Raw genomic sequence first — 23,421 nt, forward strand, 5'->3', positions numbered from 1 at the left:
ATGCATAGGAATGCTTAAAGGGCCGGATGCCGCAGATTTCTGGCCCCCGAACCCGTCGGGAAATCGTTTCCTTGCGTCGACGAGAAGTATGAGAGCTGCCGAGCCGTGCTGACAGTAGGAATATCGAAAATTGGTCGATTCACTCTTACGTGATGGCGGCCGAAAGAGTAATTCCGGCGTGTACACGAAGGAGCCGCCCGCCGTGAAGTGACGGCAGACGGCTGGAGGTCAGGACGGCGGTAGGTCGGGAGGGCGGTAGGTCGGGAGGGCTGGAGGATCGACGGGCCGGAGGGCTGTGCCGTCACCCGCCGAACAGGTCGGAGACGGCGTCGGCCAGCCCGTCCAGGAGGCCCGTGGGTGTCCCGGTCGGGGAGGGTTCGGTCGAGGGGGCCGGGGGGGTGGGGTCGGCCGCGCTCGGAGCGGTCGTCGGATCCTGCGCCGCACCGGTGGGGGTCGCCCCGCCGGGCGGCCCGGCGACCGTCTCCGTGTCTCGCGCGGGCACCGACCCGGCGCCGCTCGCCCCGGCGGACGGGCCGGCCGCGGACGGTTCGCCGGTCGAGCTGTCCGTGTCCTTCTTGTCCGACGGACGGCCGTCCGCCGTACCCGTGGCCGTGGTGCCGGTTCCCTCACGGAACGGCGATCCCACGCCGGCGGGCGAGGGGTTGTCGGCGGAAGGGGAGACGGGGCCCTGCTGTACCGGCTTCCGTACCTCCTCCACGCTTCTGTTCTGGCCGGAGCCGCCGAGCATGCCGGGTATCTGGAGCCAGGGTGCGGTGGAGTTGCCGCCGGCGACCGCGACGCCCAGGGTGGCGGCCGAGCACACGCATCCGGCCGCTACGAGCCAGCCCATGCGGCGCATCCGGCTGGCCCGCCGCCCGCTCGGATCGACGAACACGGGCGCACCGCCCGCCGGGTCGGCCAGGTTCTCCGTGCCGTGGTCCATGACGTCCGTCCCGTGCTCCGGGCGTATGTGCCCTTCCTCGCCCGCCTTGTCTGTCATGCAACTGCCCTTTCACCGTGATGTGGTTCGTGCGTCGTGCGGCGTGCCTTGCGCCTTATGAGCATGCTCAAGTGATCCGTTGCCACCGTTGCGTACGGATTGGTCGGAAGAGGAAAAGTCTTGTCACTCTTGGCGGCTCGCGGCCGGAACCGCGGCCCGACGTTCGCATCGGCGGCCTCGGACAGTCGTGAACTGTCTCGAACAGCCGCGGGCGGACCGGTTGGTGGCGTCGTCGCCCCGCTTCATTGTGCCCTGCTTCCGAGGAGGGAGTGACAGCGGAGCCCATGACGACCACGGAGGCGCGCCGGCCACCACGGAGGCACGCTGTCGTCACCACGGGGCGGCGACGGATCCGTCCGCTTCGAGGCCGTACCGCTCGAAGCCGCTCCACTCCGGACTCCCCGCCTCCACCCGGTGCCGGGCGAAGTCCGTGAGCGCCGTCGTGGCGCCCGCGTCGGCTGCCGCGCGCGCGAGCCGCTCGGCCGCTTCCAGGTCGTGCGACTGCCGGCGCCGCCATTGACAGGTTCGGCTAACGCCATTAGCTTTTAGCTAACGAGATTAGCCAATGAGTCCTGGGAGACGTCATGACCGAGTACCTCGCCGTCGACGGTGGCACGATCGCTTACGAAGTGGCGGGGTCCGGCCCGCTGGTCGTCCTCGCGCACGGCATCGGTGACAGCCGCGCCGCCTACCACGCGCTGATCCCGCGGTTGGTGGCGGCGGGCCACCGCGTCGCCGCCGTCGACCTGCGCGGCTGCGGCGAATCCAGCACCGACTGGCCCGCCTGGAGCCGCACCGCGATCGCCGGTGACCTGCTCGCCCTGATCCGGCACCTCGGCGGCCCGGCCGTCCTCGTCGGCCACTCGATCTCCGGGGGCGCCGCCACCATCGCCGCGGCGCGGGAGCCCTCACTGGTCACCGCGGTCGTCGAGCTGGCGCCTTTCACCCGCAAGCAGTCCGTCCGCCTCGGCGACCTGCGCCTCAGGCGTTACCGGCAGGGCATGCTGCGGCTGCTCGGCGCGGGCGTGTTCGGCAGCGTGGGGCAGTGGCGCTCGTACCTCGACGTGGCCTACCCCGGCCCGAAGCCGGCCCACTGGGCCGAGCGGCTCGGCCGTATCGACTCCCTGATGCGCGAGCCCGGCCGGATGAAGGCCATGCAGAGTATGGGCCGCAGCGCCCCGACCGACGCGGGCGCACAGCTCGGCAACGTGCGCTGCCCGGTCCTGGTCGTGATGGGCACCCTCGACCCGGACTGGGCCGACCCGCACGCCGAGGGGGCGGCGATCGTCGGCGACCTGCCGGCCGGCCTCGGCCGCCTTGAGATGATCGAGGGAGCCGGACACTATCCGCACGACCAGTTCCCCGACGAGGTGCTTTCGCTCATGCTCGACTTCCTGCGGTCGGACGCCGCCCGTGCCTAGGGCCGGCCTGGACCCGGCGGCCGTGGTCGCGGCCGGGGCCGCCCTCGCCGACGAGGTGGGCTTCGCCCACCTGACGATGGGCCTGCTGGCCCAACGGCTCGGCGTGCGTACGCCGTCCCTGTACAAACACGTGGGCGGCCAGGACGACCTCAACCGGCGCATCGCGGCCCTGGCGATGAGCGAGGCCGCCGACGCCGTGGGCGGCGCGGTCCAGGGCTACGCGGGCCGCGACGCCCTGGCGGCCGCCGCGCGCGCCTTCCGTGCCTTCGTCCTGGAGCATCCCGGCCGGTACGCCGCGACGATCGGCGTGGAACCGGCCGACCGGGACGACCCGATGGCCGTCGCGGCCCGGCGGCTGCTCGGCGCGTTCACGGCGGTCCTGCGCGGCTACGAGATCGCGGAGCCCGACGTGGACCACGCCCTGCGCATGCTGCGCAGCCTCTGCCACGGGTTCGCCACACTGCAGGCGGCCGACGGCTTCCAGTGGAGCGCCGACATCGACGAGAGCTTCGAATGGCTCATCACCTTCGCCGACCGGGGCCTGCGCGCGGTGCGGACCGGCGACGTCAGTTCCGCCGCCCCGTCCCCGTGAGCGACGCCCGCTGCCGTGCGGCGCGCACCGCCGCGGACAGTGCGGCGATGTCGTAGGCGCCGTGGTGACGGCGGCCGTTGACGAAGAACGTCGGTGTGCCCGACACCCCGCTGAGGTCGGCGGACTCCACGTCCGCGGCGACCCGGGCGGCGCCCGTTCCGGCCCGCAGGTCGGCGCGGAAGCGGTCGGTGTCGAGGCCGATCTCCTCGGCGTAGCGGAGCAGGTCCTTCGGCAGCAGATCCCCTTGGTGCCGCATGAGCTGCTCGTGCATCTCCCAGTAGCTGCCCTGCCGGTCGGCCGCCTCGGCGGCCTCCGCCGCGAGCTGCGCGCCCGGGTGCACGTCCGGGAGCGGCAGATGCCGCCAGACGTACCGCACGTCGCCGAAGTCGGCGAGCAGTTCGCGCACCACCGGCTCGGCCAGCCCGCAGTAGGGGCACTCGAAGTCCCCGTACTCCAGCAGCGTCACGGGTGCGTCCCGGGGGCCGCGTACGTGGTCGCGGTCCATGTCGACGGGGTCGCTGAGGTCGACGATGGTCTGGCCCGTGCCCAGCAGGGCGCGGGCCCGGGAGGGCGCCGACAGGGCGCCGGTCACCGCGGTGACCAGCCAGGCGAGGAGGAACGAGCAGAGTACGGCGCCGAGGATGCCGATCTTCGCCTGCTCCAGCCGGTCGCCGTCGAAGGCCAGCGTGGCGATCAGCAGGGACACGGTGAAGCCCACCCCGGCCAGCGTGCCGCCCGCCGAGATGGCGCCCCAGCCGACCGGCGGATGCAGGCGCCCCTTGCTGACACGTGTCGTGAGCCAGGTCGCGCCGATGATGCCGACCGGCTTGCCGAGCACGTACCCGAGCAGGATGCCGAGGGTGACCGGTGAGGTGAACGCGCCGGTCAGCTGGTCGGCACTGAGGGCGATGCCGGCGTTGGCGAGGGCGAACAGCGGCACGATCACATAGCTCGTCCAGGGGTGGAGCATGCGCTGGAGGCGGTCGTTGGGGGAGAGCGTCGAGGCGATCTGGCGTCGTACGGTGCGTTCGAGTTCGGGGGTCGGCTGCTCGCGGAAGCGCCGGAACTGTCTGCTGGCCAGCTCCAGGTCGCCGCGCTCCGCCGGGCGGGCGTAGGTCAGCAGTCCCATGGCGAGGCCGGTCACCACCGGGTCCACCCCGGATTTCAGGAGCGCCACCCAGATCGCCACGCCCAGCAGCGCGTACAGGGAGGGGATGCGCATGCCGAGTGTGCGCCGCACCAGCAGGACAACGGCGAACAGGCCGAGCGCGGTCAGCAGCGCGGGCAGGGAGATGGCTCCGCTGTACGCGAAGGCGATGACGGCGAGGGCCAGGAAGTCGTCGACGACGGCCACGGTGAGGATGAAGACCCGCAGGCCGGCGGGCAGCCGGGTCCCGAAGACGGCGAGCATGCCCAGCGCGAAGGCCGTGTCCGTGGACATGGCGGCACCCCAGCCGTGCACGGAGTCCTCGCCCGCGTTGAGGGCCAGGTAGATCGCGACGGGTACGAGCATGCCGCTGAGCCCGGCGAGCAGCGGGAGCGTGATCCGCCGGCGTTCCCTCAGCTCGCCCATGTCGAACTCGCGGCGCGCCTCCAGGCCGACGACGAAGAAGAACAGCGTCATCAGCCCGCTGTTCAGCCATTCCCGCAGCTCCAGGGAGACTCCGCCCGAGCCGAGGTGGACCGACAACTCGGTCTCCCACAGGGACGCGTACGAACCGGCGTCGATGTTGGCCCAGACGAGGGCGGCGAGCGCGCCGACGAGCAGGACCGCGGCACTGCCGGTCTCCGTCTGCAGGAAGGCGCGCAGGGGGCTGCGGGGGGCGGTGCCGCACAGGGTCTGCAGCGCCGGCGGTGGGGTCTCGGATGGCACGGTCACCCCCTGATTCTGACCCCACTCATGATCCGGCACCCCACGGGGCGGGGGGTGGCGACGTCAGCGGTGTGCGGTGGAGGACAGGAGCATCGGCAGGGAGACGAAGTCGGCGAGCGCCCGCTGGCCCGCGACATTGGCGTGCACGCCGTCGCCGGTGTCGTAGGCCGGGTTGATGCTGTTGGGCTTCAGCGGGTCCTTGAGCACCTGGTCGAAGTCCACGACGCCGTCGCACGTTCCGTCGCAGGTGTTCCCCTTCTTGACGTGGGTGCCGACGGCGTGGCGGTCGAGGTTGTTCTGGTCGGAGTAGCCGGGACGCGAGGTGATGGGCGTGACGTAGACCTTGATCCCGGCGGCCCGCAGACGCTGGAACACCTCGTCGTAGCTGCGCAGGATCAGGTCGGCGTCGCAGCCGTTGGCGAGGTCGTTCGTGCCGTAGTAGTAGATGACCCCGGTCACCCCGTGCAGGGCGAGCACATCGCGGTCCAGCCGGGCCGCCGCGTCGAGACCGCGTATCCCGGCGGGGTTGCGCGGGCAGTCGGCGGAACTGGTCGTGCCGGCGATACCCGCGTTGGCGATCGCGACCTGCCGGGTGCGGGGAAGCTCGGCGGTGACCCGGCGGGCGAGCTCGTCCGTCCAGCGGTGATCGGTCCCGTCGGGCGTGCAGCCGGGCCCGCAGTCGGTGCTGCCGGTCCCGTCGACCACCGAACTCCCGTACGCGACGATCGTGCCCCTGAGCTTCGGGTTGTGCACGTCGACGGCACTGACCAGGTATGTGGACCCGACGGTCTGCGTGTACGCGGCGCCGCTCGCCTCCGCCGTGTGGTCGCCGGAGCCGGGCGCGGTCAGGTAGTTGGTGCGGAAGGCGCTGGTGTGCCGTCCCGGTGTGACCGTGCCGGAGACCGACAGGGAGACGGCGACGTCGTCCTGCGCACGGGTCCTCAGCGCCGCCGCGTCGCTCCACACCTCGCCGCCGGCCGGTACGACGACCTCGCGCCGCCCGTCGAAGGTGACGGCGTGGACGTCACCCTCGACCGCCGCGCCCGCTCCGCTGCGGCCGACGGTGGCGGCGTCCACGGTGAGCGGGGTCGTGCCGAAGGTGTTCTGGATCCGTACCCGCAGTGCCCCGCCGCCCTGGCCGAGACGGGTGATCATGCGAACGGACTGATCGCGCAGGGGAGTCGGGGCGAGTTCCTGCTGGGACTGGGCCCAGGAGGTGAACCACGCGCGCCCGGCCGGCGCCGCCGAGTGCCGGCCGCCAGAGGCGGACGCGGGGGCGGCGGCCCGGCTGGTGTCCGCCGTGGCGGCCGTGGTCGCGGAGACCGCCGACCCGGACGCCACGAGCGTCAGGGCCAGGGCCGACGCGGCACGGCGCAGCGAGGACGTACGGAAAGAGGGCATGGGGGAGTCCCTTCGGGTCGTACGGCCCCGGCGCACAGGCGGAACTGCCGGGACCACGGCGGCTCACTCCCGTATGACCTGCCCCTGGGGCTCGTGGGTCAGACGTGACGACCGGTGCCAATTACCGGATCACGTCGACGACCGGCGCCAACTACCGGATAACGTCAGGGGGTTGCAGCGCCGCCCGGCCCCCGCCGAGGGCCCGCGGTCACGAGACGCGGGCCACACCCGTGTAGATGCCGCTGCCTTCGGCCGCCTCCAGCTTGCCCGAGGCGTCCCACTCGGTCGCCGTCACCAGGCCGGGCGGTACGAGATCGAGGCCGTCGAAGAACCGCTCCACCTCCGCGCGGGTGCGGAAACCGAGCTGGATACCGCCCTTGGCGTACTCGGCGGTGACCTGGGCGGCCAGTTCCGGATACAGGTCGGAGGCGGCGTGCGACAGCACCAGATAGCTGCCCGGCGGGAGCGTGGCGACCAGGTCGCGGACGATGGCGTGGGCGTCCTGCTCGTCGGGGATGAAGTGCATCAGCGCGATCAGCGACAGCGCGACGGGACGGCTGAAGTCCAGGACGCGCCGGGCGTGTTCGACGATCGCCTCCGGCTGCCGCACATCGGCCTCGATGTAGTCGGTGACTCCGCCGGGACGGCTGACGAGCAGCGCCTCGGCGTGCCGCAGCACGATCGGGTCGTTGTCGGTGTAGACGACCTTCGCCGTCGGCACGATGTCCTGGACGATCTGGTGGAGGTTGGGCTCGGTGGGGATGCCCGTACCGATGTCCAGGAACTGGTCGACGCCCTGGGTGGCGAGCCAGGCAGCGGCCCGGTGCATGAACTGCCGGTTCTGCCGGGCCGCGTCCTTCGCCTCGGGCGGCAGTTTCTCGCCCACGGCCTCGTCGACCGGGTAGTTGTCCTTGCCGCCCAGCAGCCAGTCATAGACCCGCGCGGGATGTGCCTTGTCGGTAACGATCTGCGAGAACCGCTGTGGGCCGGTCGACATGACAAGCAACTCCATCGCGCCAGGAACGGGTTGGATCAACTATTCGATCACGTCAGGGGAGTACATCATGTGCTACGCGCGGGAGGGAAGCGCCGGGCGTACGAGACCATCGCGAGCGCCACCGCCAACGCGCCCAGGAGCCAGCCGCCGAGCACGTCCGACGACCAGTGCACGCCCAGCCAGATCCGGGTGAACCCCACACCGACGACGGACACCACCGCCACGGCCAGCGCGACACGCCACAGGACGCGCCCGGCGCCGTACAGGCGCATGACCCACAGCAGCAGGCCGCACGCCACCGCGGCCGTCATGGCGTGCCCGGAGGGGAAGGCCGCGAAGTGGGCGGAGTCCACCGGGTCGGCCCAGACGGGGCGTTCGCGGTCGACGGCCGCCTTGATCCCCTGCGAGAGGAGTCCGGCGAGGAGGCAGGTGGCCGTCAGCCACACGGCGAGCCACCACGCGCCGTGGTGCAGCACCAGCCAGAGCACGGTGACGGCGATCAGGGCCCGCATCGTCCAGGGGTCCCACACCCAGTCGGTGAGGACGCGGAACGTCCGGGTCAGGGCCGGCTCGTCGACGGCCCAGCGGTGGGTGGTGCGGGCGATGTCGCCGTCGAGGGCCATGAGCGGGTCCCAGGAGGCCGCGACCAGGACGAGCAACAGCACGGTGGGCGGAGCGAGAGCCATGGCAACGCGCGCGGCGATCCCGGGGCCGGTCGCGTGGGGCGGCGAGTCGACGGGAGAGTGCATACGTCGATCCTCGCCGACGGACGGGCCCCGAGGCGAACCCGGGGTTTCCCGCGTGTGCTGTCTCCGTTCACCTGAGCGCCCGCAGCCCTGGTCCCCCGAGCGTCCGCGGGCCCGGTTAGCCGAGTGCCCGCAGCCCCGGCCCGAAGGCCACCAGGACCGGGATCACCGGCACCAGCGCCCCCGCCGCCGTGAGCTTCAGCCGACGGGTGGGCGGGAGGCGGTCCGGGGGAGTGAGCAGCCGGTGGACCCGCTGCGGGACATGCGCGTGAGGGGTCGGGCAGGGGCCGAACACACCGCGGTCCTCGTTGAGTTCCACCAGGGCGAGGGCGGTCGTCAGCCGGCCGAACCGGCGTGACGCCATGTCGTCGGCGGCGAGTTCCACCAGCCGGTGCATCTCGTCGCGGAACGCCGCGAACACCGGGACCTGCGGAAAGCCGCCCGCCAGCGCCGCCGAGGAATGCAGCAGCCAGTTGTGCCGGGCGCGCGCGTGCCCCTGCTCATGGGCGAGCACGGCGTCCAGCTGCTGCCCCTTGAGGCGGCGCAACGCGGCCGTGGTGATCACCAGTTGGGGCGCCGCGCCGGGCAGCCACCAGGCGTCGGGACGCTCCCCCTCCAGGACGACCAGCCGCTCACCGCCCGGCTCCTCACCGGGCAACAGCGGTGCGCGGACGAGGAGTTCGGTGCGCCGGCGACGGCGCCGGGCCGCGGCCCGGCCGATCTCGCGGGCCAGCATGGCCGCGCTCCACACACCGCCGAGCGCCAGCGTCACCGCCGTCGCGGCGGCCCAGGGGCCTCCGGCGAGCGCGTATGCCTCCACCACGGCGTGCGGGGCGGGGGCGAAGAGCCGGCCGCGCACCGCCTGCCAGGCGGCGGCAGCGCTGAGCGCCATCGACAGGGCGCAGCAGAGCAGGACGGCCACCACCACGCACTGCCACACCCACAGGGCGACCACCGGTTCGCGGTCCTGCCAGTCGGTCCGCGCGAGCAGCCGCGGAGCGAGGACGGCGGCCAGGGCGCCGAGCAGCAACAGTGCCGCGGGGACCATCATGGACGCAGCCTATGAGCGCGGCGGCGCCGCCGGATACGGCCGGTCGCGGCAAGTGACGCAGACCACGGGTGCGTACGGTCGTGAATCCCCTCAGAGGGTGAGAAGCATCGCCAGCATCCCGATGCCCATGGAGAGCCGGCACGCCCGCGCCAGCTCCAGCCGGTCGCCCCAGCCGGGCGCGGGGACATCTCCCGCCGGAGCGGCGGCCGCGACCGGCACGAGCCGCGTCCCGGTCCACAGCACATACGCCGTGAAGTACAGGAGCAGCACCCCGGTCAGGACGGGTATCCCGGCATGTGACCCGCCCGCCATCAGCACGGCCATGTAGACCATGGCGAGGGCGCCCACCAGGTGGTGCAGATGATGGGCGCCGCTCCGGGCCGCCCACAGGGCGCGCAGCCCCGCCGCCCCGAACACGGCCGCGTAGACGGCCCAGGCCCAGCTCGGTGGCGCCACCGCCGCGGGCACCGCCATCGCGGCCATGCCGAAGCCCATCAGCGCCTCGCCACCCGCGGTGCGGCGCTGCTCCTCGACCCTGCTGCGCATGCGCAGCAGGCAGTAGGCCCCGGTCGCCGCGCACAACGCGACGAGCAGCCAGCCGGACGATCCCGCCCCCGGTCCGTGCACCGCGTACCTCCCCGCTCGACGGTGTCGACAGTCCGGTCGAAGAGATGCCCCGGCCGGACGGAGCACAAGCGGGCGCGAACGAGCGCAAGGGGGTACGCGGGGAGCGTGCGGGAGTGCGGCACAGGTCAGCGGCCCGGCCGTCATGCATATTTTACGAGTAAAACACCTGCTAACCTTATGGGTATGAGCAGTGCCCGCCTCCGCCACCGCGCCACCCCCGTCCGCCGACTGCCCCTCGCGGGCGCCTTGCGCCTCAACCGCCCTTCCGACATCTGGTTCAAGCCCGCGCTGAGCGTGGTCGTCGCGGTCGGGGTGCCGAACCTGACGCTGCTGGCCCTCGGCCGCCTCGACCTCGCCCTGTACTCCATGGCCGGCTCGCTCTGCGCGCTCTACGCGCACAACCTGCCGTACGCGGCCCGTGGCCGCGCCCTCGCCCGGGTCGTCCTCGGCATGCTCGTCTCGGTCGCGATCGCCCTGGTCACGGCGTCGCTCACGTCCTCCGCGGTGGTCCTGGTAGCCGTGGGCGCGCTGCTCGCCGCCGCGCACAAGGCGGTGACCGACCTGACGCGGATCGGCCCGCCAGGACCGGTGATCTTCACCTTCATCAGCTCCGCCTCCCTCTTCGCGCCCCAGACCCTCGGCCAGGTCCCCGGACATCTCGCCCTCGCCGCCGCCGCGGGCGCCTGGGCCTGGCTCGTCGGAATGGCACCGGGCCTCGTGCGCCCGCACGGCCCTGAGCGCCGGGCCACGGCCCGCGCCCTGAACGCCGCCGCGGGGTATGTGGACGCGTACGCGGCGGTGTTCCCTGCCGGTGAGCGCGGTGAGCGCGGTGAGCGCGGTGAGCGCGGTGAGGCGAGTGGCCCCGGCCACGAACGGGCCCGCGCCGCCGCTGCCGCCGCCGTGCACGCCGCCTGGCAGTCGCTGCTCGCCGCCGGCGCGCGCCCCGGGCCCCGCCGCGCCCTCGAACGGCTCGTCGTGCGGGCCGAGGTCGCTCTCGCGGCCCCCGCCGACACGGATCCCGCCCGGCTGCGTACCTGGGCACACGACCTGCGCGGCACGCACCCCGTACCCCGTCCGGAGCCCGGCCGCGACGCCGACGAACTGCTCGGCGTCGAGGTCGAACTGCTGGCGGCCGGACCGGCTGCCGGAAAGAGAGGCAAGAGGCGGTGGACGGAGGGGCTCGGCCCCCTCCTGCCGCTCGCCCTGCGGACCGCGCTCGGCTGCGCCCTCGCCGGTTACGTGTCCCTGGCGCTCGGCGTCGGCCGCCCGTACTGGGCCCTGGTCACCGCGGCCTCGCTCTATCAGGCGAACCTCACACTGACCTGGAGCCGAGGGGTCCAGCGCGTCGTCGGCAACCTCGTCGGCGTCCTCCTCTTCGCGGCCGTCGCCCCGCTCGCCCACCTCGGCCCCGCCGCCCTGGTCCTGTGCTGCCTCGCCTTCAACTTCGGCGCGGAGGCACTGATCACCCGCAACTACTGGCTCGGCAGCGTCTGCGTGACCCCGATGGCCCTGCTGATCAGCGAGTTCACCGGCTTCCAGGAGCCCGGCGGGCTGATCACGGACCGGGTCGTGGACACGCTGGTCGGCGCCGTCGTCGGATTCGTGGCCGCGGTCGCCGTCACCAACCGACGCGCCGGAGACCGCATCGAGGACGCCCTCGACACCGTGGAGCGCGCGCGTGAGCACGCGGCACGACTGATCGCCGCCGAGCGTCCGGGCTCCGGTCCCGGCTCCGGTCCCGGTTCCGGCTCCGGCTCCGGTCCTGGCCCGGGCCCCGGCGCCTTGGAGGCCGCCCGTCGGCGCCTGGCCGCCGCGCTCGTCGAACTGCGCGCCACGACCGACGCGGCGTCCGGCGAATGGTGGCAGCGCGCCCTGCCGCAGGAGCGGGTGATGCTGGCCGAGCAGGCCGGACACCGTACGCTCGCGGCGACGGTACGACGGCAGGGACCGCACGTTCTGGAGGACGCAGAGGCATGACGGCAGCGAACGGTCACAGGGCGGTCGGAGCCGGCGTCGCCGGTGGCGAGTCGCACGGGGACGGCACGGCGGGGCGGCCCGTCGCGGGCGACACGGTCGCCGCGGTGGTCCGGCAGTGGCGGACGGTCCATCCCGACCTCGACACCGGACCCATGGAGGTCATCGGCCGCATCAACCGCTGTGCCGCGCTGCTCCAGCAGGCCGAGGACGCGCCGCTGCGGCACGCCGGACTCACCCGCCCCGAGTTCGACCTCCTCGGCGCACTGCGCCGCACGGGCCTCGAACTGACACCCGGCGAGCTGGCCCGGGAGACCTTCTCCTCCGGTGCCGCCGTCACCAAACGGCTCAAGCAGCTCACCGAGCGCGGTCTCGTCGACCGGCGGGGCGACGCCCGCGACCGGCGGGTCGCCCATGTCCGCCTCACGGACACCGGCCGCGCCCTTGTCGACGGCATCCTCCCGGAGCAGCTCTCGTACGAGAAGGCGGTCCTCTCCGGGGTCGACGGCACCGGGCAGCGCGAACTCGCGGTCCTGCTCGGCGACCTGCTCGTCCAGCTGGAGGGCAGGCTCAGCGCCCCACGCGCCTGAGCCGGGCGCCTGCGGCCATCGGCCCAGAAACCCGCGCGGGCATCCGCCCAGGCACCTGCGCGGGCATCCGCCCGGAAACCTGCGCGGGCTTCTGCCCAGGCACCTGCGCGGGCTTCTGCCCGGGATCCCGCCAGAACCCGCCCGCGTGGCTTCTCCCTGTGTGCCGAAAATGCCGTGACGGCGTCCTCCGAGCGGCGTAGTCTCCCCCGCGTACCGCACCTCATGGCGGCCTCCTCGTACAGCCAGACCCGGAGGTCCCCTATGTCCGCGCCACAGGTGCGCCCCTTCCACCGCGACGATCGCGACCAGCTCACCGAGCTGGTGAACGCCCATGTCGCGGCGGTCGTCCCTGGTCTCTCCGTCTCGGTGAACACCGTGCTCAGCGCCATGGCACGGCAGCCCGACGAGTTCATCACCGACGCATGGGTGGCCGAGCGCACGACACTCGTCGCCGAACAGCGCGGTCACCTGGTGGCCGGCGCGCATCTGCTGCGCTACCGCGCCGACACCGGGGTCGGGGAGCAGTACCGGAACGCCGGGTGCGTCGAGTGGTTCGTCTGCCGGCCGCCCGGCTCCCTCTGGCCGGACGCCGACCAGACCGCAGACCTGCTCATGGCGGCCTGTCTGGCCCGGCTCGCCCGCTGGAACGTCCGCGTCCGGTACGCCGACGGGGCCCTGCCCGCCCCGGCGGTGTACGGCCTTCCCCGCCCCTGGCCGCACATCCGCGCCGCCTGCGAACGCGCCGGATTCCGGCACACGGGCGACACGGAGGTCCTGCTGATCGCGGAGGTGGCGGACCTGCCCTCGGTCACGCCGCCGGCCGCCGTCCGCGTCGACCGGAGCGTGGGGGAGTGCGGGACCAGGTTCACCGCCCGCTCCGACGCCGACGAACTCGGCTTCGTCGAGATCGACACCACCCTCGACCGCCCCGAGCGCCACGCCCGCGGCGGTGGCCTCGCCGACATCGGCAACCTCCATCTCGCGCGCCCGGTGGCGGGCCTGGAGACCTGGCTCCTCGCGCGAGCCGCCCGCTGGCTGCGGCTCTCCGGCGTGCGCATCCTGCTCGCGTACGAGTCCGCCGGGGACGCGGCGGCGATCGGGCGGCTGACCTCGGCAGGGTTCCACGAGCTGACCCGTACGGACCGCGGCTGGGAACACCGCCCGACGGGCTGAACGACCCCATGAGGAGGGGAGTCGTACGGCGACGCGGTCATGCTCCGGAAGGCCGCGCCGTCAGGTCCGTGCAGTCAGGTCCGTGCCGGTGCAGTGCTGGACCGTACGACCAGTTCCGTGGCCAGCTCCACCCGGGGCGAGTCCAGTTTCTCCCCCCGGGTCAGCCTCAGGACCGTGCGGACCGCGAGCTTGCCCATCTCCGCGAGGGGCTGGCGGACCGTCGTGAGCGGCGGAGCCGACCAGCGGACTTCCGGAAGGTCGTCGAAACCCACCACGCTCATGTCCTCCGGGACGCGCAGCCCGCGCCTGCGCAGCGCCTCGACGGCCCCCATCGCCATCTGGTCGCTCGCGGCGAACAGGGCCGTGGGCGGCCGGTCGAGGTCCAGGAGCGCGGCGCAGCCGGTGAACCCGGACTCCGGATAGAAGTCGCCGGGCACGATCAGCGACTCGTCGACGGCGATCCCCGCCCGGTCCAGGGCCGCGCGGTAGCCGTCCAGGCGGGCCCGTGAGCAGAGCAGCCGGGGCGGCCCCGCGACGAACCCGATCCTGCGGTGCCCGAGCCGCACCAGATGCTCGGTGGCGGCCATCCCGCCCGCCCAGTTGGTGACACCCACCGTGGGCGCGTCCAGGGCGGGGGAGCCCGCCGGATCGACCACCACGAGCGGGACCCCGAGCCGCCGCAGCTCGTCGTGGAGGACGGGTTCCAGGACGGACGTGACCAGGATGACGCCGTCCGAGGCGCGCGCCCGCAGGTTCGTCATCCACCGGCGCGCGTCCCCCGAACGCCCGTGGATCGCGGAGACGACCGTCCCGACGCCCGCCGCGTGCGCCACCTCCTCCACACCCCGGATGATCTCCACCGCCCAGGGGCTGTCGAGGTCGTCGAAGACCAGGTCGATCAGCGCGGCCCGCACCCGCGCGCCGGGCGGCCGTCTGCGGTAGCCGTGCAGATGCAGGAGGTCCTCCACCCGGGCGCGGGTGTCCGGCGCCACGTCCGACCGGCCGTTGACCACCCGCGACACGGTCGGCACGGAGACCCCGGCCTCCCGGGCGATCTCCGTGATCGTGACCTTGCCCCGCCCCTCCCGTGCCCCGCTGCCCACGGCGTCCTCTGCGGCCAACTGCCCCACCTCCGTTGACGGTCACCCCGTACGCCTCTACCGTTCCGGACGCACTCTCGAAACTTTGCAGAGGTCTTCCGGAAATTCCGGGAGCGACGTGAAGCCATCATGAGAGGGACGTCCATGAAGCCCCAGAGCTTACGGAGAGCCGCGTCCGCGATCCTGGCCGCGGCCTCGCTCGTGATCGGGGGAGCCGCCTCCGCTCACGCCGCCGTCGGACCGCAGCCGGCCGCCGCGGACCGACAGGCCGCCGCCGAGCCCGTACTGCGGGACCTCGCCGCCGCACAAGGCATCTACTACGGGACGGCCGTCACGGCCTCCAAGCTCAACGGCACCTACGGCACGATCACCGGCGAGCAGTTCGACTCCATCACCCCGGGCAACGAGATGAAGTGGGGCTCGGTCGAGGCGACCCGCGGCAGCTTCACCTGGTCCGGCGCCGACGCCGTGGTCGACTTCGCCGAAGCACACGGCCAGAGGGTCCGCGGCCACACCCTGGTCTGGCACAGCCAACTGCCCGACTGGGTCAGCAACGGCACCTGGACCGCCGACACCCTGCGGACCGTGATGACCGACCACATCGCCACCGAGGCAGGCCGCTACCAGGGCCGCATCGACCACTGGGACGTCGTCAACGAGCCGTTCAACGAGGACGGTACGCGCCGCCAGTCGGTCTTCCAGACGGCGATCGGCGACTCGTACATCGCCGACGCGCTGCGGGCCGCCCGCGCCGCCGACCCGGCCGCGAAGCTGTACGTCAACGACTACAACGTCGAGGGGGTCAACGCGAAGAGCACCGCGCTCTACAACCTCGTCAAGTCCCTCAAGGAGCAGGGCGTCCCGATCGACGGGGTGGGACTGCAGGCCCATCTGATCCTCGGCCAGGTGCCGTCCACGCTCCAGGCCAACATCCAGCGCTTCGCCGACCTCGGCGTGGACGTGGCGATCACCGAACTCGACATCCGTATGACCGTCCCGCCCACGAGCGCCCAACTCGCCCAGCAGAAGGCCGAGTACAAGGCGGTCACCGCCGCCTGTGTCGCCGTGGCGCGCTGCGAGGGCATCACCGTCTGGGGCTTCACGGACTCCGACTCATGGATCCCGGACTTCTTCGACGGCTACGGCGCGGCGACCCCGTACGACGAGAACTTCCAGCCCAAGCCCGCCTATTACGGCATCGCCGAGGCGCTCGGCTGGGTCGACGACGGTTCGCCCGACCCGGTGGGAGCGTGCGCGGTCGGGTACGCCGTGCAGAGCCAGTGGAACACCGGCTTCACCGCGCAGGTGACGGTCAGGAACACGAGTACCACCGCCATCAGCGGGTGGCGGCTGGCGTGGAGCTGGCCCGCCGGGCAGAGCGTGACGCAGGCGTGGAACGCGAACGTCACCCAGTCCGGGGCCGCCGTCACCGCCGCCAACGCGAGCTACAACGCGGCCATCGCCCCGGGCGCGGCGGTCACCTTCGGCTTCAACGGCTCCTGGGCGGGCGGCAACACCGCGCCCACGGCCTTCACCCTCAACGGGACGGCCTGCACGATGTCGTAGGCCGTCGTAGGGGCCTAGGGGCCTGGGGCCGTACCGAGTCGTAGGGGACGGGTGCCGAGCGGGAGCGTTTCCCCTCGGCACCGACACCCCCGCGCCCCGCCGAGGGTCAGGGTGAGGAGGAGGCCGAAGGGGCCGGCTCGGGCGTCGCCCCGGCCTCGCGCAGGGGGCGGAGCACCAGCGGCCTCGCGGACGGCACCGCGCTCTCCTGGGCCTCCACGCCGTACGCGTCCCACCAGTCGGAGCTGCCGTCCTCGATGCAGCGCAGCAGCACCCCTTCGCGCAGCGCCCAGGGGCAGATGGTCACCTCGTCGATGCCCATCAGCTTCATCGTGGTGTGCGCGACGATCGCGCCGGCCAGGGACTGTCCGGCGCGCGCGAGGGAGATACCGGGCAGCAGAGCGCGTTCCGCGGCGGGCAGCGCCGCCAGCTGCTCCACGGCCCTGCCCAGGTCGGAGCGGGTCATGCTCCGCGTGGTGAAGGGCCCGGACCGGCCGGGGGCCGCGCCGCACAACCTGCCGAGCTGCTGGAACGTACGCGAGGTGACGACCGCCGTCCGCGGCGCCTCCCAGCGGATACGGGCCGCGACATCGCGCAGCTGATGGCGTACGTGCCGGCGCAGCAGGCGGGTCCGGTCCGGGGACGGCGGGTCCTGACCGCGGAAGAAGTCACGGGTCAGCCGGTTGGCGCCCAGCGGCAGCGCGATGGCGAAGTCGGGCAGCCTGCTCCGGCCGAAGGCCACCTCGAAGGAACCGCCGCCGATGTCCAGCAGGGCCAGTGGTCCGGCGCGCCAGCCCATCCAGCGCCGGGCGGCCAGGAAGGTCAGCTCGGCCTCCACCTCGCCGGGCAGCACATGCAGCGGCACGCCCGCCTCGGCGGCGATCCGCGCGAGGACCTTGTCGCGGTTCGGGGCGTCCCGCACGATCGCGGTGGCGAAGGCGAACGGCTGGGCGACCCCCCAGCGCCTGCCCTCCTCCTTGGCCTCCTTCACCGCTTCCACCAGCCGGTCCACCTGTTTTGTCGGCAGGTGGCCGCCCCGCTCCACATGGGCGGAGAGGCGCAGCTGACGCTTCGCGGTGTGCACGGGAAGCGGAACCGCTCCGTCCGTTTCGGCGATCATCAGCCGCACCGTGTTCGAGCCGACGTCAAGTACACCCATTCGCATCCCCTCCCCGTACCCCGGGCGGCCTCCGGCACACCGGGCCCCGTACACGGATCATGTCCTGTTTGGGTTGTTCTGCGGGGGTACTCGCCTCCCATGGTGAGCTTCGGCAGGGACAGAGTGATCCCGCACGAGGTCGTGGCCGGTTCGGAGCCCTTCGTCGTGGGACCCCTCATGGTGGGACTTCTGGTCACGGCGATGCTGGTCGTCGCGGTGTGGTGGGGCATGCGGGTGCGCAGGGGTGAACCCGGCCCGCCGCGCGCCGAGGACCATCCGAAGCTGCCCGAGACGGGCGCGGTGTACGAGGTCTCGGAGATGCGCGAGCCCGACGAGATGCCGCACGACGGAAGTGTCCTCACCCCGCATGAACTGCGTTCCTCGGGCAACATGTCCACGCGGCGCGCGAGGAATCAGAAGCGGCGCCGGTGGAGCGGGAACAACAGCGGTGGATTCGGGAGCGGCGGCCTCGGCAGCCACTGAGCCCTCGGGGGGCGGGGATGTCCATGGAGCCGTTTCTCGACCGGCTCGATCACCCGGTGTACGTGGTGACGGCCGAGGCCGACGGGGAGTGTGCGGGCTGTCTGGTGGGGTTCGCCGCGCAGTGCTCGATCCGGCCGGCCCGCTTCATGGTGTGGCTGTCGAAGGTCAACCGCACCTACCGCGTGGCGCGCTCGGCCCCGCGGCTCGCCGTCCATCTGCTCGGCCGTGACCAGTACGCGCTCGCCGAACTGTTCGGCGGCGAGACCGGCGACGACGTCGACGAGGACGGATGCCGCGTCGACAAGTTCGCCCGCGCGGAGTGGACCCCCGGCCCCTCCGGTGTCCCCGTGCTGGACGGCGTGCCCGCCTGGTTCGTGGGGCAGGTCGAGGGGCACGTGGACGCCGGCGATCACGTGGGCTTCCTGCTCGCCTCGATCGCGTCCGGAAGCCGTGACGGAGGTGGCCGAACCGGCGGGGAGCCGCTGCGGCTGAGCGACGTGAGCCACATCGCCGCCGGCCACCCGGTCGACTGACCCGCACCGTGACCCGCGCCCGGCCGGCTCGTCGGCGTACGGGCACTCGGGTGCCACGCGCGGGAAGAACGTTTCGGGTGGTCCCGACCGGCTACTCCGAGAACATGGTGCAAATCGGATACACGATGATGACCGAACAGGCCGGACCCCGTGAGCTCGTCCAGCACGTGGTGGCCGCGGAAAAGGCGGGCTTCGACTTCTCGGTCACGTCCGACCACTACTTCCCCTGGCTGGCCGAGCAGGGACACGCGCCGTACGCGTGGAGCGTTCTCGGGGCCGCCGCGCAGGCCACCTCCACGATCCCCCTCATGACGTACGTGACCTGCCCGACGACCCGCTACCACCCCGCGGTTGTCGCGCAGAAGGCCGCCACCACGCAGCTGCTCGCCGAGGGCCGCTTCCGGCTCGGGCTCGGCTCCGGGGAGAACCTCAACGAGCACGTGGTGGGTGGCGGCTGGCCCGCCGCACATGTGCGCCTCGACATGCTGGAAGAGGCCATCGAGATCATCCGCGCGCTGTTCGAGGGCAAGAACGTGAACCACCACGGCGCGCACTTCGACGTGGAGAACGCCAAGCTCTTCGATCTGCCGGACGAGCCGACGCCCATCGGTGTCGCCGTCTCCGGCGAACGCTCCTGCGCCCTCGCGGGGCGGCTGGCGGACCTGGTGATCGCGACCGAGCCGAACGCCGAGCTGATCGAGTCCTTCGACCGGCACGGTGGCAGCGGCAAGCCCAGGGTGGGCCAGCTGCCCGTCTGCTTCGACAGGGACAAGGACGCCGCCGTGGCGCGGGCGCACGAGCAGTTCCGCTGGTCGCTCGGCGGCTGGCCGGTCAACTCCGAACTCCCCGGCCCGGCGAGCTTCGACGGGGCCACCCAGCACGTACGGCCCGAGGACATCGCCGAGAACATCCCCTGCGGCGACGACGTCGACGCCTTCGTCGAGGCCGTCCGCCCCTACGCGGAGGCGGGCTTCACCGAGATCGCCCTCGTCCAGATCGGGGGCGACCACCAGTTCCCCTTCGTGGAGTGGGCCGAGAAGGAACTGCTGCCCGCCCTGAAGGACCTCTGAGCTGCGACGGCTCCCTGAGCTTCGACGGCCTCCTGAACGAAGGGAACGACATGGCCATAGCCACGTACGGCCTGGTGGCACTCGACTGCCAGGACCCGCCCGCCCTGGCGGAGTTCTACGCGAGCGTCCTGGGCGGCGAGGTCAAGCGGTACGACGACGACTGGTACGACCTCTACGCGCCCGGCGGGCACCGGATCTCCTTCCAGCGGGCCCCTGACCACCGCCCGCCGGACTGGCCGAGCGCCGACGGCGGCTCCCAGCAGCTGCACCTGGACTTCGACGTACGGGACATGGACACGGCGCAGGCCCAGGTACTGGCCCTCGGCGCCACCCCGCTCGACCTGGACGACCGGGGCGGCAGCCGCGGCTTCCGGGTGTACGCGGATCCGGCGGGCCACCCGTTCTGCCTCTGCCAGGAGGACCGGGAGCAGAAGGACTGAGAGCGGGCGGCTGAGAGCGAGTTACTGAGAGCGGGGGACGGCGGGATCTCACGGCCGGTACCGCAGCGGATGGTCCGACGGCACCTCCACCACCGCGATCCGCGTGCCGTCCGGATCCGTGAGCCACATCTCGACGAGCCCCCACGGCTCCTTCACCGGCGGCCGGTCCACCTCGACACCGGCGGCCACGAGTTCCTCGTACGCCGCCCGCACATCGGCCACCTGGAGCCACAGCCCGACGGCGGGTGACGGCCGCTCCGAGGCGCGGCCCGAGACCTCCAGGAAGCCGCCGCCGAGGAAGTAGACGGTGCCCCGCTCGGGGCCCGTACCGAACTCGCGGTAGACGGGCAGGCCCAGCTTCTCGCCGTAGAAGGCACGGGAGCGCTCGGGATCGGCGGGGTGGAGCAAGGTCCGGCTGCTCAGTACATGCACCATGCGTCCCGATCGTAGGGGGAGTGGACGGGAGCGTTACCCTCGTCCATGGCCGAGCCGCGCCCGAGATCGGAGAACCGTTCCATGCCCACCGCTCCCGACGGACTGACCTTCCGAGACGCCGTGGACACCGACGTGGACGCCTTGGTCGCGCTGGTCGAGTCGGCCTACCGAGGGGACTCCAGCCGGGCCGGCTGGACCACCGAGGCGGACATCCTCCAGGGGCAGCGGACGGACCCGGAAGGCGTCCTCGCCGTCATCAAGTCGCCGGACAGCCGGCTGCTGACCGTCGAACGCGACGGCACAGTAGTCGCCTGCTGCCAGCTCGAACACCGGGGTACGCACGCCTACTTCGGCATGTTCGCGGTCAGTCCCGCACTCCAGGGCGCGGGGCTCGGCAAGGTGATCATCGCGGAGGCGGAGCGGCTGGCCCGTGAGACCTGGGGCGCCGAGGAGATGCACATGACCGTGATCTCCGTGCGCGAGGACCTCATCGCCTGGTACGAGCGGCGCGGCTACCGCCGTACGGGAAAGATGACTCCCTTCCCGTACGGCGACGAGCGGTTCGGTGTGCCGCAGCGAGACGACCTGCAGTTCGAGCTGCTGACGAAGCCGCTCGCATAATCGTTACGCCCTCGGTCGTCCCCTCGGCCGATCGTCGCGCCGCCGGTCGCCGCGTCGGCGACGGCTACGCCTACGCCGTGAAGCGGCCGGTGCGCTTGATCTCCGGGTAGTCGGTGGTCGCGCCGTCCAGCTCCAGGGCGCGGACCAGCCGCAGATGGTCCTGGGTGTTCACGACCCAGCCGATGATCCGCAGATCCGCCTTGCGCGCACGCTCGACGACCTCCAGGGTCAGCCGCCGGATGTTCAGTACGAGGGTGGTGGCGCCGACCGCGGTCGCCCGCTCGACGACATCGATGCCATAGCGGCTGGCGACCAGCGCCGTACGCACCCCCGGCACGAGCCGCGCGATCTCGGCGACCGCCTCGTCGTGGAACGACAGCACCTCGACCCGGCCGACCAGGTCGCGCCGGTTCATCACCTCGGCGAGCGCCCGGGCCGCGGCCACGTCCTTGATCTCGGCCTGGAGCGGGGCCGTGACGGCGTCCAGGACCTCCTCGAACACCGGTACGCGCTCACCGCGTCCCGCGTCCAGCACGCGCAGCTCCGCGAGGGTCTTCTCGGCGATCGGCCCCGAACCGTCGGTCGTACGGTCCACGTCGGCGTCGTGCATGACGACGAGCGCGCCGTCCTTGCTCAGATGCAGATCCAGCTCGATCAGGTCGAGGCCCGCCTGCTGGGCGGCGGTGAAGGAACGAAGGGTGTTCTCCGGTTCGACACCCATGATCCCGCGATGACCGATGGTGAGGAAGTTCAAGGGTTGACTCCGCTTCCGTCGACGGCGGCTCGGCTGCCGCGCGCGGCGGTCCCGTGCCCACGCGGCAAGGCCGCAGCCTAATGGTCCCGGGAGAGCTTGTACCCGCTCCGGTGGCCGGGAATGAGGCCTGCCGACTGGGCGAACGCGCCCTGCCGCCCCCGGTGCGCCTCACCCCCCGGTGGGCGAGTCCCCGGTGGGTTGACCGGACGCCGGGCCGGGCTTCCGCAGTGGGTCGCCCGAACTCCGGCGTCTACCCGACTGACGGCGGAAGTATTCGCCCTCGCGGTTTCCCACAGGAAAAATAGCGGTGAAGATGCGAGGGGGCAGGATAATCTCCCGAGACTCCACTTGTCCCGGAGAGTCTCAGACGCATACGGTGTCCATACGCGAGGTTCTCCCGTGGAAGGTGGGTCATGACGGAAATTCTTGTGCAGGTCGGTGCGGAGGAGCAGATTCCTCCCCGGAGCAGGGTGGTGAGCCACCCGGCCTGGCCCGTGCTCAAGGATGCCGTGGAGCGGATCCGGCCATGGCAGTCCAAGGACGGGTCGATCGACTTCGACGCCGAGAGCGCCCCCGATCCGGCCGACGCCGACCTGGCCGTGCGCCACATCATGGACGCCGTCCAGGAGCTGTCGCCGCTCGTCCCGCACGACGCCGAGTACCACGCGGCGCTCGTCAAGGACCTGCGCCGCTGGGCCGACGGCGGGTTCCAGGTCCCCGACTTCCTGGACTCGCTGCTGGCCTTCCAGCCCGCCGCGCACCGCGAGGACGGCCTGCAGCACCTGGTCCTCTTCCCCATGTACACGCAGAACGGGAACCCGGACCGCAACTTCGAGGCGGTCGTCCTGCGCATGGTCTGGCCCGACTGGCTGGCCGACCTGGAGCGCACCCGCTACGACAACCCGCTGTTCTGCGGCATCACCTTCGAGGACTTCACGGCCGGTTACGACACCAACTCGGCCGTCCTCTTCCCGGAGACCATCGCCGTGCGCGAGGCCCCCGAGCGGTTCAGCTGGGGCGGTATCTTCTGCGACCGCGAGGCCGCCCGCTTCCGCAAGGTCACCGAGGCGGCGGTCGAGACCCTCGGCCTCGAACTGCCCGACGACATCCGCGAGATGGTCGGCGACCAGACGCGCTGCGAGCAGGCCTTCGTCCTGTGGGACATGGTCCACGACCGCACCCACAGCCACGGCGACCTGCCCTTCGACCCCTTCATGATCAAGCAGCGCCAGCCGTTCTGGATGTACGGCCTCGAAGAGCTGCGCTGCGACCTCACCGCCTTCAGGGAGGCCGTCAAGCTGGAGGCCGACGGCTTCCCGCAGGGCCGTGACGTGCAGTACGCGGTGCTGTTCGACCGGATGTTCCGCTTCCCCGTGACCGGCGACCGCGTCCGCAACTACGACGGCCTCGGCGGACAGCTGCTCTTCGCCTACCTGCACAAGCACGACGTCGTCCGCTGGACCGACAACAAGCTCTTCATCGACTGGCAGCGCGCCCCGCAGGTCACCAACGAGCTGTGCGCCGAGATCGAGAAGCTGTACCGCGACGGCATCGACCGTCCGAAACTGGTCCACTGGTTCGCCGCGTACGACCTGGTCTCCCAGTACCTCGCCCCGCACCCCGGTTCCCGCTGGGCCAAGGGCCCCGACGCCCTCGACCTGACGCTGCCGCCGCGAAAACTGGTGGACGAGGTGCTTCCGGACGAGTTTCCCCTGAGCATGTTCTATGAGGCACTCTCGAAGAAGCTGAAGAACGTGATCGCCAGTACCCGGGGCATCACCGCTGCGAGTGCCGAGCGGGTGGCCGCGTGAGCGACCG

General features: G+C 72.2%; 23 protein-coding genes. 12 read left to right on the forward strand and 11 right to left on the reverse strand.

Annotated features, from left to right (window positions below):
- Positions 1-301: 301 nt before the first annotated feature.
- A complete protein-coding gene (locus IE278_RS19205) occupies positions 302-1,000 on the reverse strand; it encodes a hypothetical protein (RefSeq protein ID WP_189773899.1) in 699 nt (232 codons plus the stop codon).
- A gap of 584 nt (positions 1,001-1,584) precedes the next feature.
- Between IE278_RS19205 and IE278_RS19210 the strand changes: the two genes are divergently transcribed.
- Together IE278_RS19210 and IE278_RS19215 are read left to right on the forward strand one after the other, a co-directional pair.
- On the forward strand, positions 1,585-2,421 hold the full coding sequence (locus IE278_RS19210; protein WP_189773900.1) for an alpha/beta fold hydrolase: 837 nt from the start codon (positions 1,585-1,587) through the stop codon (positions 2,419-2,421).
- A gap of 22 nt (positions 2,422-2,443) precedes the next feature.
- Positions 2,444-3,013: a TetR/AcrR family transcriptional regulator gene (locus IE278_RS19215; protein ID WP_189774128.1), complete on the forward strand. Its 570-nt coding sequence runs from the start codon at positions 2,444-2,446 to the stop codon at positions 3,011-3,013.
- Here IE278_RS19215 and nhaA read toward each other — a convergent pair.
- From nhaA to IE278_RS19245, 6 genes are all read right to left on the reverse strand, one after another.
- The gene (gene nhaA / locus IE278_RS19220) at positions 2,988-4,886 is read right to left on the reverse strand and encodes a Na+/H+ antiporter NhaA (RefSeq protein WP_189774130.1); all 1,899 of its coding nucleotides are present in this window, start codon (positions 4,884-4,886) and stop codon (positions 2,988-2,990) included. The genes IE278_RS19215 and nhaA overlap by 26 nt on opposite strands.
- 63 nt (positions 4,887-4,949) lie before the next feature.
- Positions 4,950-6,287 carry an SGNH/GDSL hydrolase family protein gene (locus IE278_RS19225; protein WP_189773902.1) on the reverse strand — a complete coding sequence of 446 codons (1,338 nt, stop codon included), beginning with the start codon at positions 6,285-6,287 and terminating at the stop codon, positions 4,950-4,952.
- A gap of 208 nt (positions 6,288-6,495) precedes the next feature.
- Positions 6,496-7,284, reverse strand: coding sequence for an SAM-dependent methyltransferase (locus IE278_RS19230; protein ID WP_189773903.1), 789 nt, complete (start codon positions 7,282-7,284; stop codon positions 6,496-6,498).
- Between the two features lie 65 nt (positions 7,285-7,349).
- On the reverse strand, positions 7,350-8,033 hold the full coding sequence (locus IE278_RS19235; protein WP_189773904.1) for a phosphatase PAP2 family protein: 684 nt from the start codon (positions 8,031-8,033) through the stop codon (positions 7,350-7,352).
- Between the two features lie 115 nt (positions 8,034-8,148).
- Entirely contained in the window at positions 8,149-9,081 is a 933-nt protein-coding gene (locus tag IE278_RS19240; RefSeq protein ID WP_189773905.1) for a M56 family metallopeptidase, read from the reverse strand.
- A 90-nt stretch (positions 9,082-9,171) separates the two neighbouring features.
- Positions 9,172-9,708, reverse strand: coding sequence for a DUF5134 domain-containing protein (locus IE278_RS19245; protein ID WP_246570399.1), 537 nt, complete (start codon positions 9,706-9,708; stop codon positions 9,172-9,174).
- Between the two features lie 183 nt (positions 9,709-9,891).
- Between IE278_RS19245 and IE278_RS19250 the strand changes: the two genes are divergently transcribed.
- The 3 genes from IE278_RS19250 to IE278_RS19260 all read left to right on the forward strand — a co-directional run bounded on the left by IE278_RS19250 (position 9,892) and on the right by IE278_RS19260 (position 13,445).
- The gene (locus IE278_RS19250) at positions 9,892-11,685 is read left to right on the forward strand and encodes an FUSC family protein (RefSeq protein WP_189773907.1); all 1,794 of its coding nucleotides are present in this window, start codon (positions 9,892-9,894) and stop codon (positions 11,683-11,685) included.
- Positions 11,682-12,272, forward strand: a complete 591-nt coding sequence (locus IE278_RS19255; RefSeq protein ID WP_189773908.1) for a MarR family winged helix-turn-helix transcriptional regulator — start codon at positions 11,682-11,684, stop codon at positions 12,270-12,272. Before IE278_RS19250 ends, IE278_RS19255 begins: the two co-directional genes overlap by 4 nt.
- A gap of 261 nt (positions 12,273-12,533) precedes the next feature.
- Entirely contained in the window at positions 12,534-13,445 is a 912-nt protein-coding gene (locus IE278_RS19260; RefSeq protein WP_189773910.1) for an N-acetyltransferase, read from the forward strand.
- Positions 13,446-13,519: 74 nt separating this feature from the next.
- Here IE278_RS19260 and IE278_RS19265 read toward each other — a convergent pair whose 3' ends face one another.
- The gene (locus IE278_RS19265) at positions 13,520-14,575 is read right to left on the reverse strand and encodes a LacI family DNA-binding transcriptional regulator (RefSeq protein ID WP_189773912.1); all 1,056 of its coding nucleotides are present in this window, start codon (positions 14,573-14,575) and stop codon (positions 13,520-13,522) included.
- A 114-nt stretch (positions 14,576-14,689) separates the two neighbouring features.
- Here IE278_RS19265 and IE278_RS19270 point away from each other — a divergent pair, with 114 nt between their 5' ends.
- A complete protein-coding gene (locus tag IE278_RS19270) occupies positions 14,690-16,111 on the forward strand; it encodes a glycoside hydrolase family 10 protein (RefSeq protein ID WP_189773914.1) in 1,422 nt (473 codons plus the stop codon).
- Positions 16,112-16,217: 106 nt separating this feature from the next.
- On the opposite strand, the gene IE278_RS19275 is transcribed toward IE278_RS19270, so the two are convergent.
- Positions 16,218-17,273 (reverse strand): Ppx/GppA family phosphatase, encoded by a 1,056-nt coding sequence (locus tag IE278_RS19275; RefSeq protein WP_189773916.1) that lies wholly within the window; start codon positions 17,271-17,273, stop codon positions 16,218-16,220.
- 93 nt (positions 17,274-17,366) lie between these two features.
- On the opposite strand from IE278_RS19275, the gene IE278_RS19280 reads away from it, so the two are divergent.
- The 4 genes from IE278_RS19280 to IE278_RS19295 all read left to right on the forward strand — a co-directional run bounded on the left by IE278_RS19280 (position 17,367) and on the right by IE278_RS19295 (position 19,793).
- Entirely contained in the window at positions 17,367-17,750 is a 384-nt protein-coding gene (locus IE278_RS19280) for a DUF6479 family protein (RefSeq protein WP_189773918.1), read from the forward strand.
- A 23-nt stretch (positions 17,751-17,773) separates the two neighbouring features.
- On the forward strand, positions 17,774-18,283 hold the full coding sequence (locus IE278_RS19285; protein WP_189773920.1) for a flavin reductase family protein: 510 nt from the start codon (positions 17,774-17,776) through the stop codon (positions 18,281-18,283).
- A 104-nt stretch (positions 18,284-18,387) separates the two neighbouring features.
- A complete protein-coding gene (locus tag IE278_RS19290) occupies positions 18,388-19,353 on the forward strand; it encodes an LLM class F420-dependent oxidoreductase (RefSeq protein ID WP_189773922.1) in 966 nt (321 codons plus the stop codon).
- Between the two features lie 50 nt (positions 19,354-19,403).
- Positions 19,404-19,793 (forward strand): VOC family protein, encoded by a 390-nt coding sequence (locus IE278_RS19295; RefSeq protein ID WP_189773923.1) that lies wholly within the window; start codon positions 19,404-19,406, stop codon positions 19,791-19,793.
- Between the two features lie 48 nt (positions 19,794-19,841).
- On the opposite strand, the gene IE278_RS19300 is transcribed toward IE278_RS19295, so the two are convergent.
- Positions 19,842-20,228 (reverse strand): VOC family protein, encoded by a 387-nt coding sequence (locus IE278_RS19300; protein WP_189773925.1) that lies wholly within the window; start codon positions 20,226-20,228, stop codon positions 19,842-19,844.
- 81 nt (positions 20,229-20,309) lie between these two features.
- On the opposite strand from IE278_RS19300, the gene IE278_RS19305 reads away from it, so the two are divergent.
- A complete protein-coding gene (locus IE278_RS19305; RefSeq protein WP_189773927.1) occupies positions 20,310-20,849 on the forward strand; it encodes a GNAT family N-acetyltransferase in 540 nt (179 codons plus the stop codon).
- 70 nt (positions 20,850-20,919) lie between these two features.
- Here IE278_RS19305 and IE278_RS19310 read toward each other — a convergent pair whose 3' ends face one another.
- Entirely contained in the window at positions 20,920-21,603 is a 684-nt protein-coding gene (locus IE278_RS19310) for a glycerophosphodiester phosphodiesterase (RefSeq protein WP_189773929.1), read from the reverse strand.
- A gap of 413 nt (positions 21,604-22,016) precedes the next feature.
- Between IE278_RS19310 and IE278_RS19315 the strand changes: the two genes are divergently transcribed.
- Complete coding sequence (locus IE278_RS19315; protein ID WP_189773931.1) at positions 22,017-23,414, forward strand: DUF6421 family protein; 1,398 nt, start codon at positions 22,017-22,019, stop codon at positions 23,412-23,414.
- Positions 23,415-23,421: the final 7 nt, after the last annotated feature.

The organism is Streptomyces tauricus (assembly GCF_014650955.1).
In the GTDB taxonomy this organism is placed as follows: Bacteria; Actinomycetota; Actinomycetes; order Streptomycetales; family Streptomycetaceae; genus Streptomyces; species Streptomyces tauricus.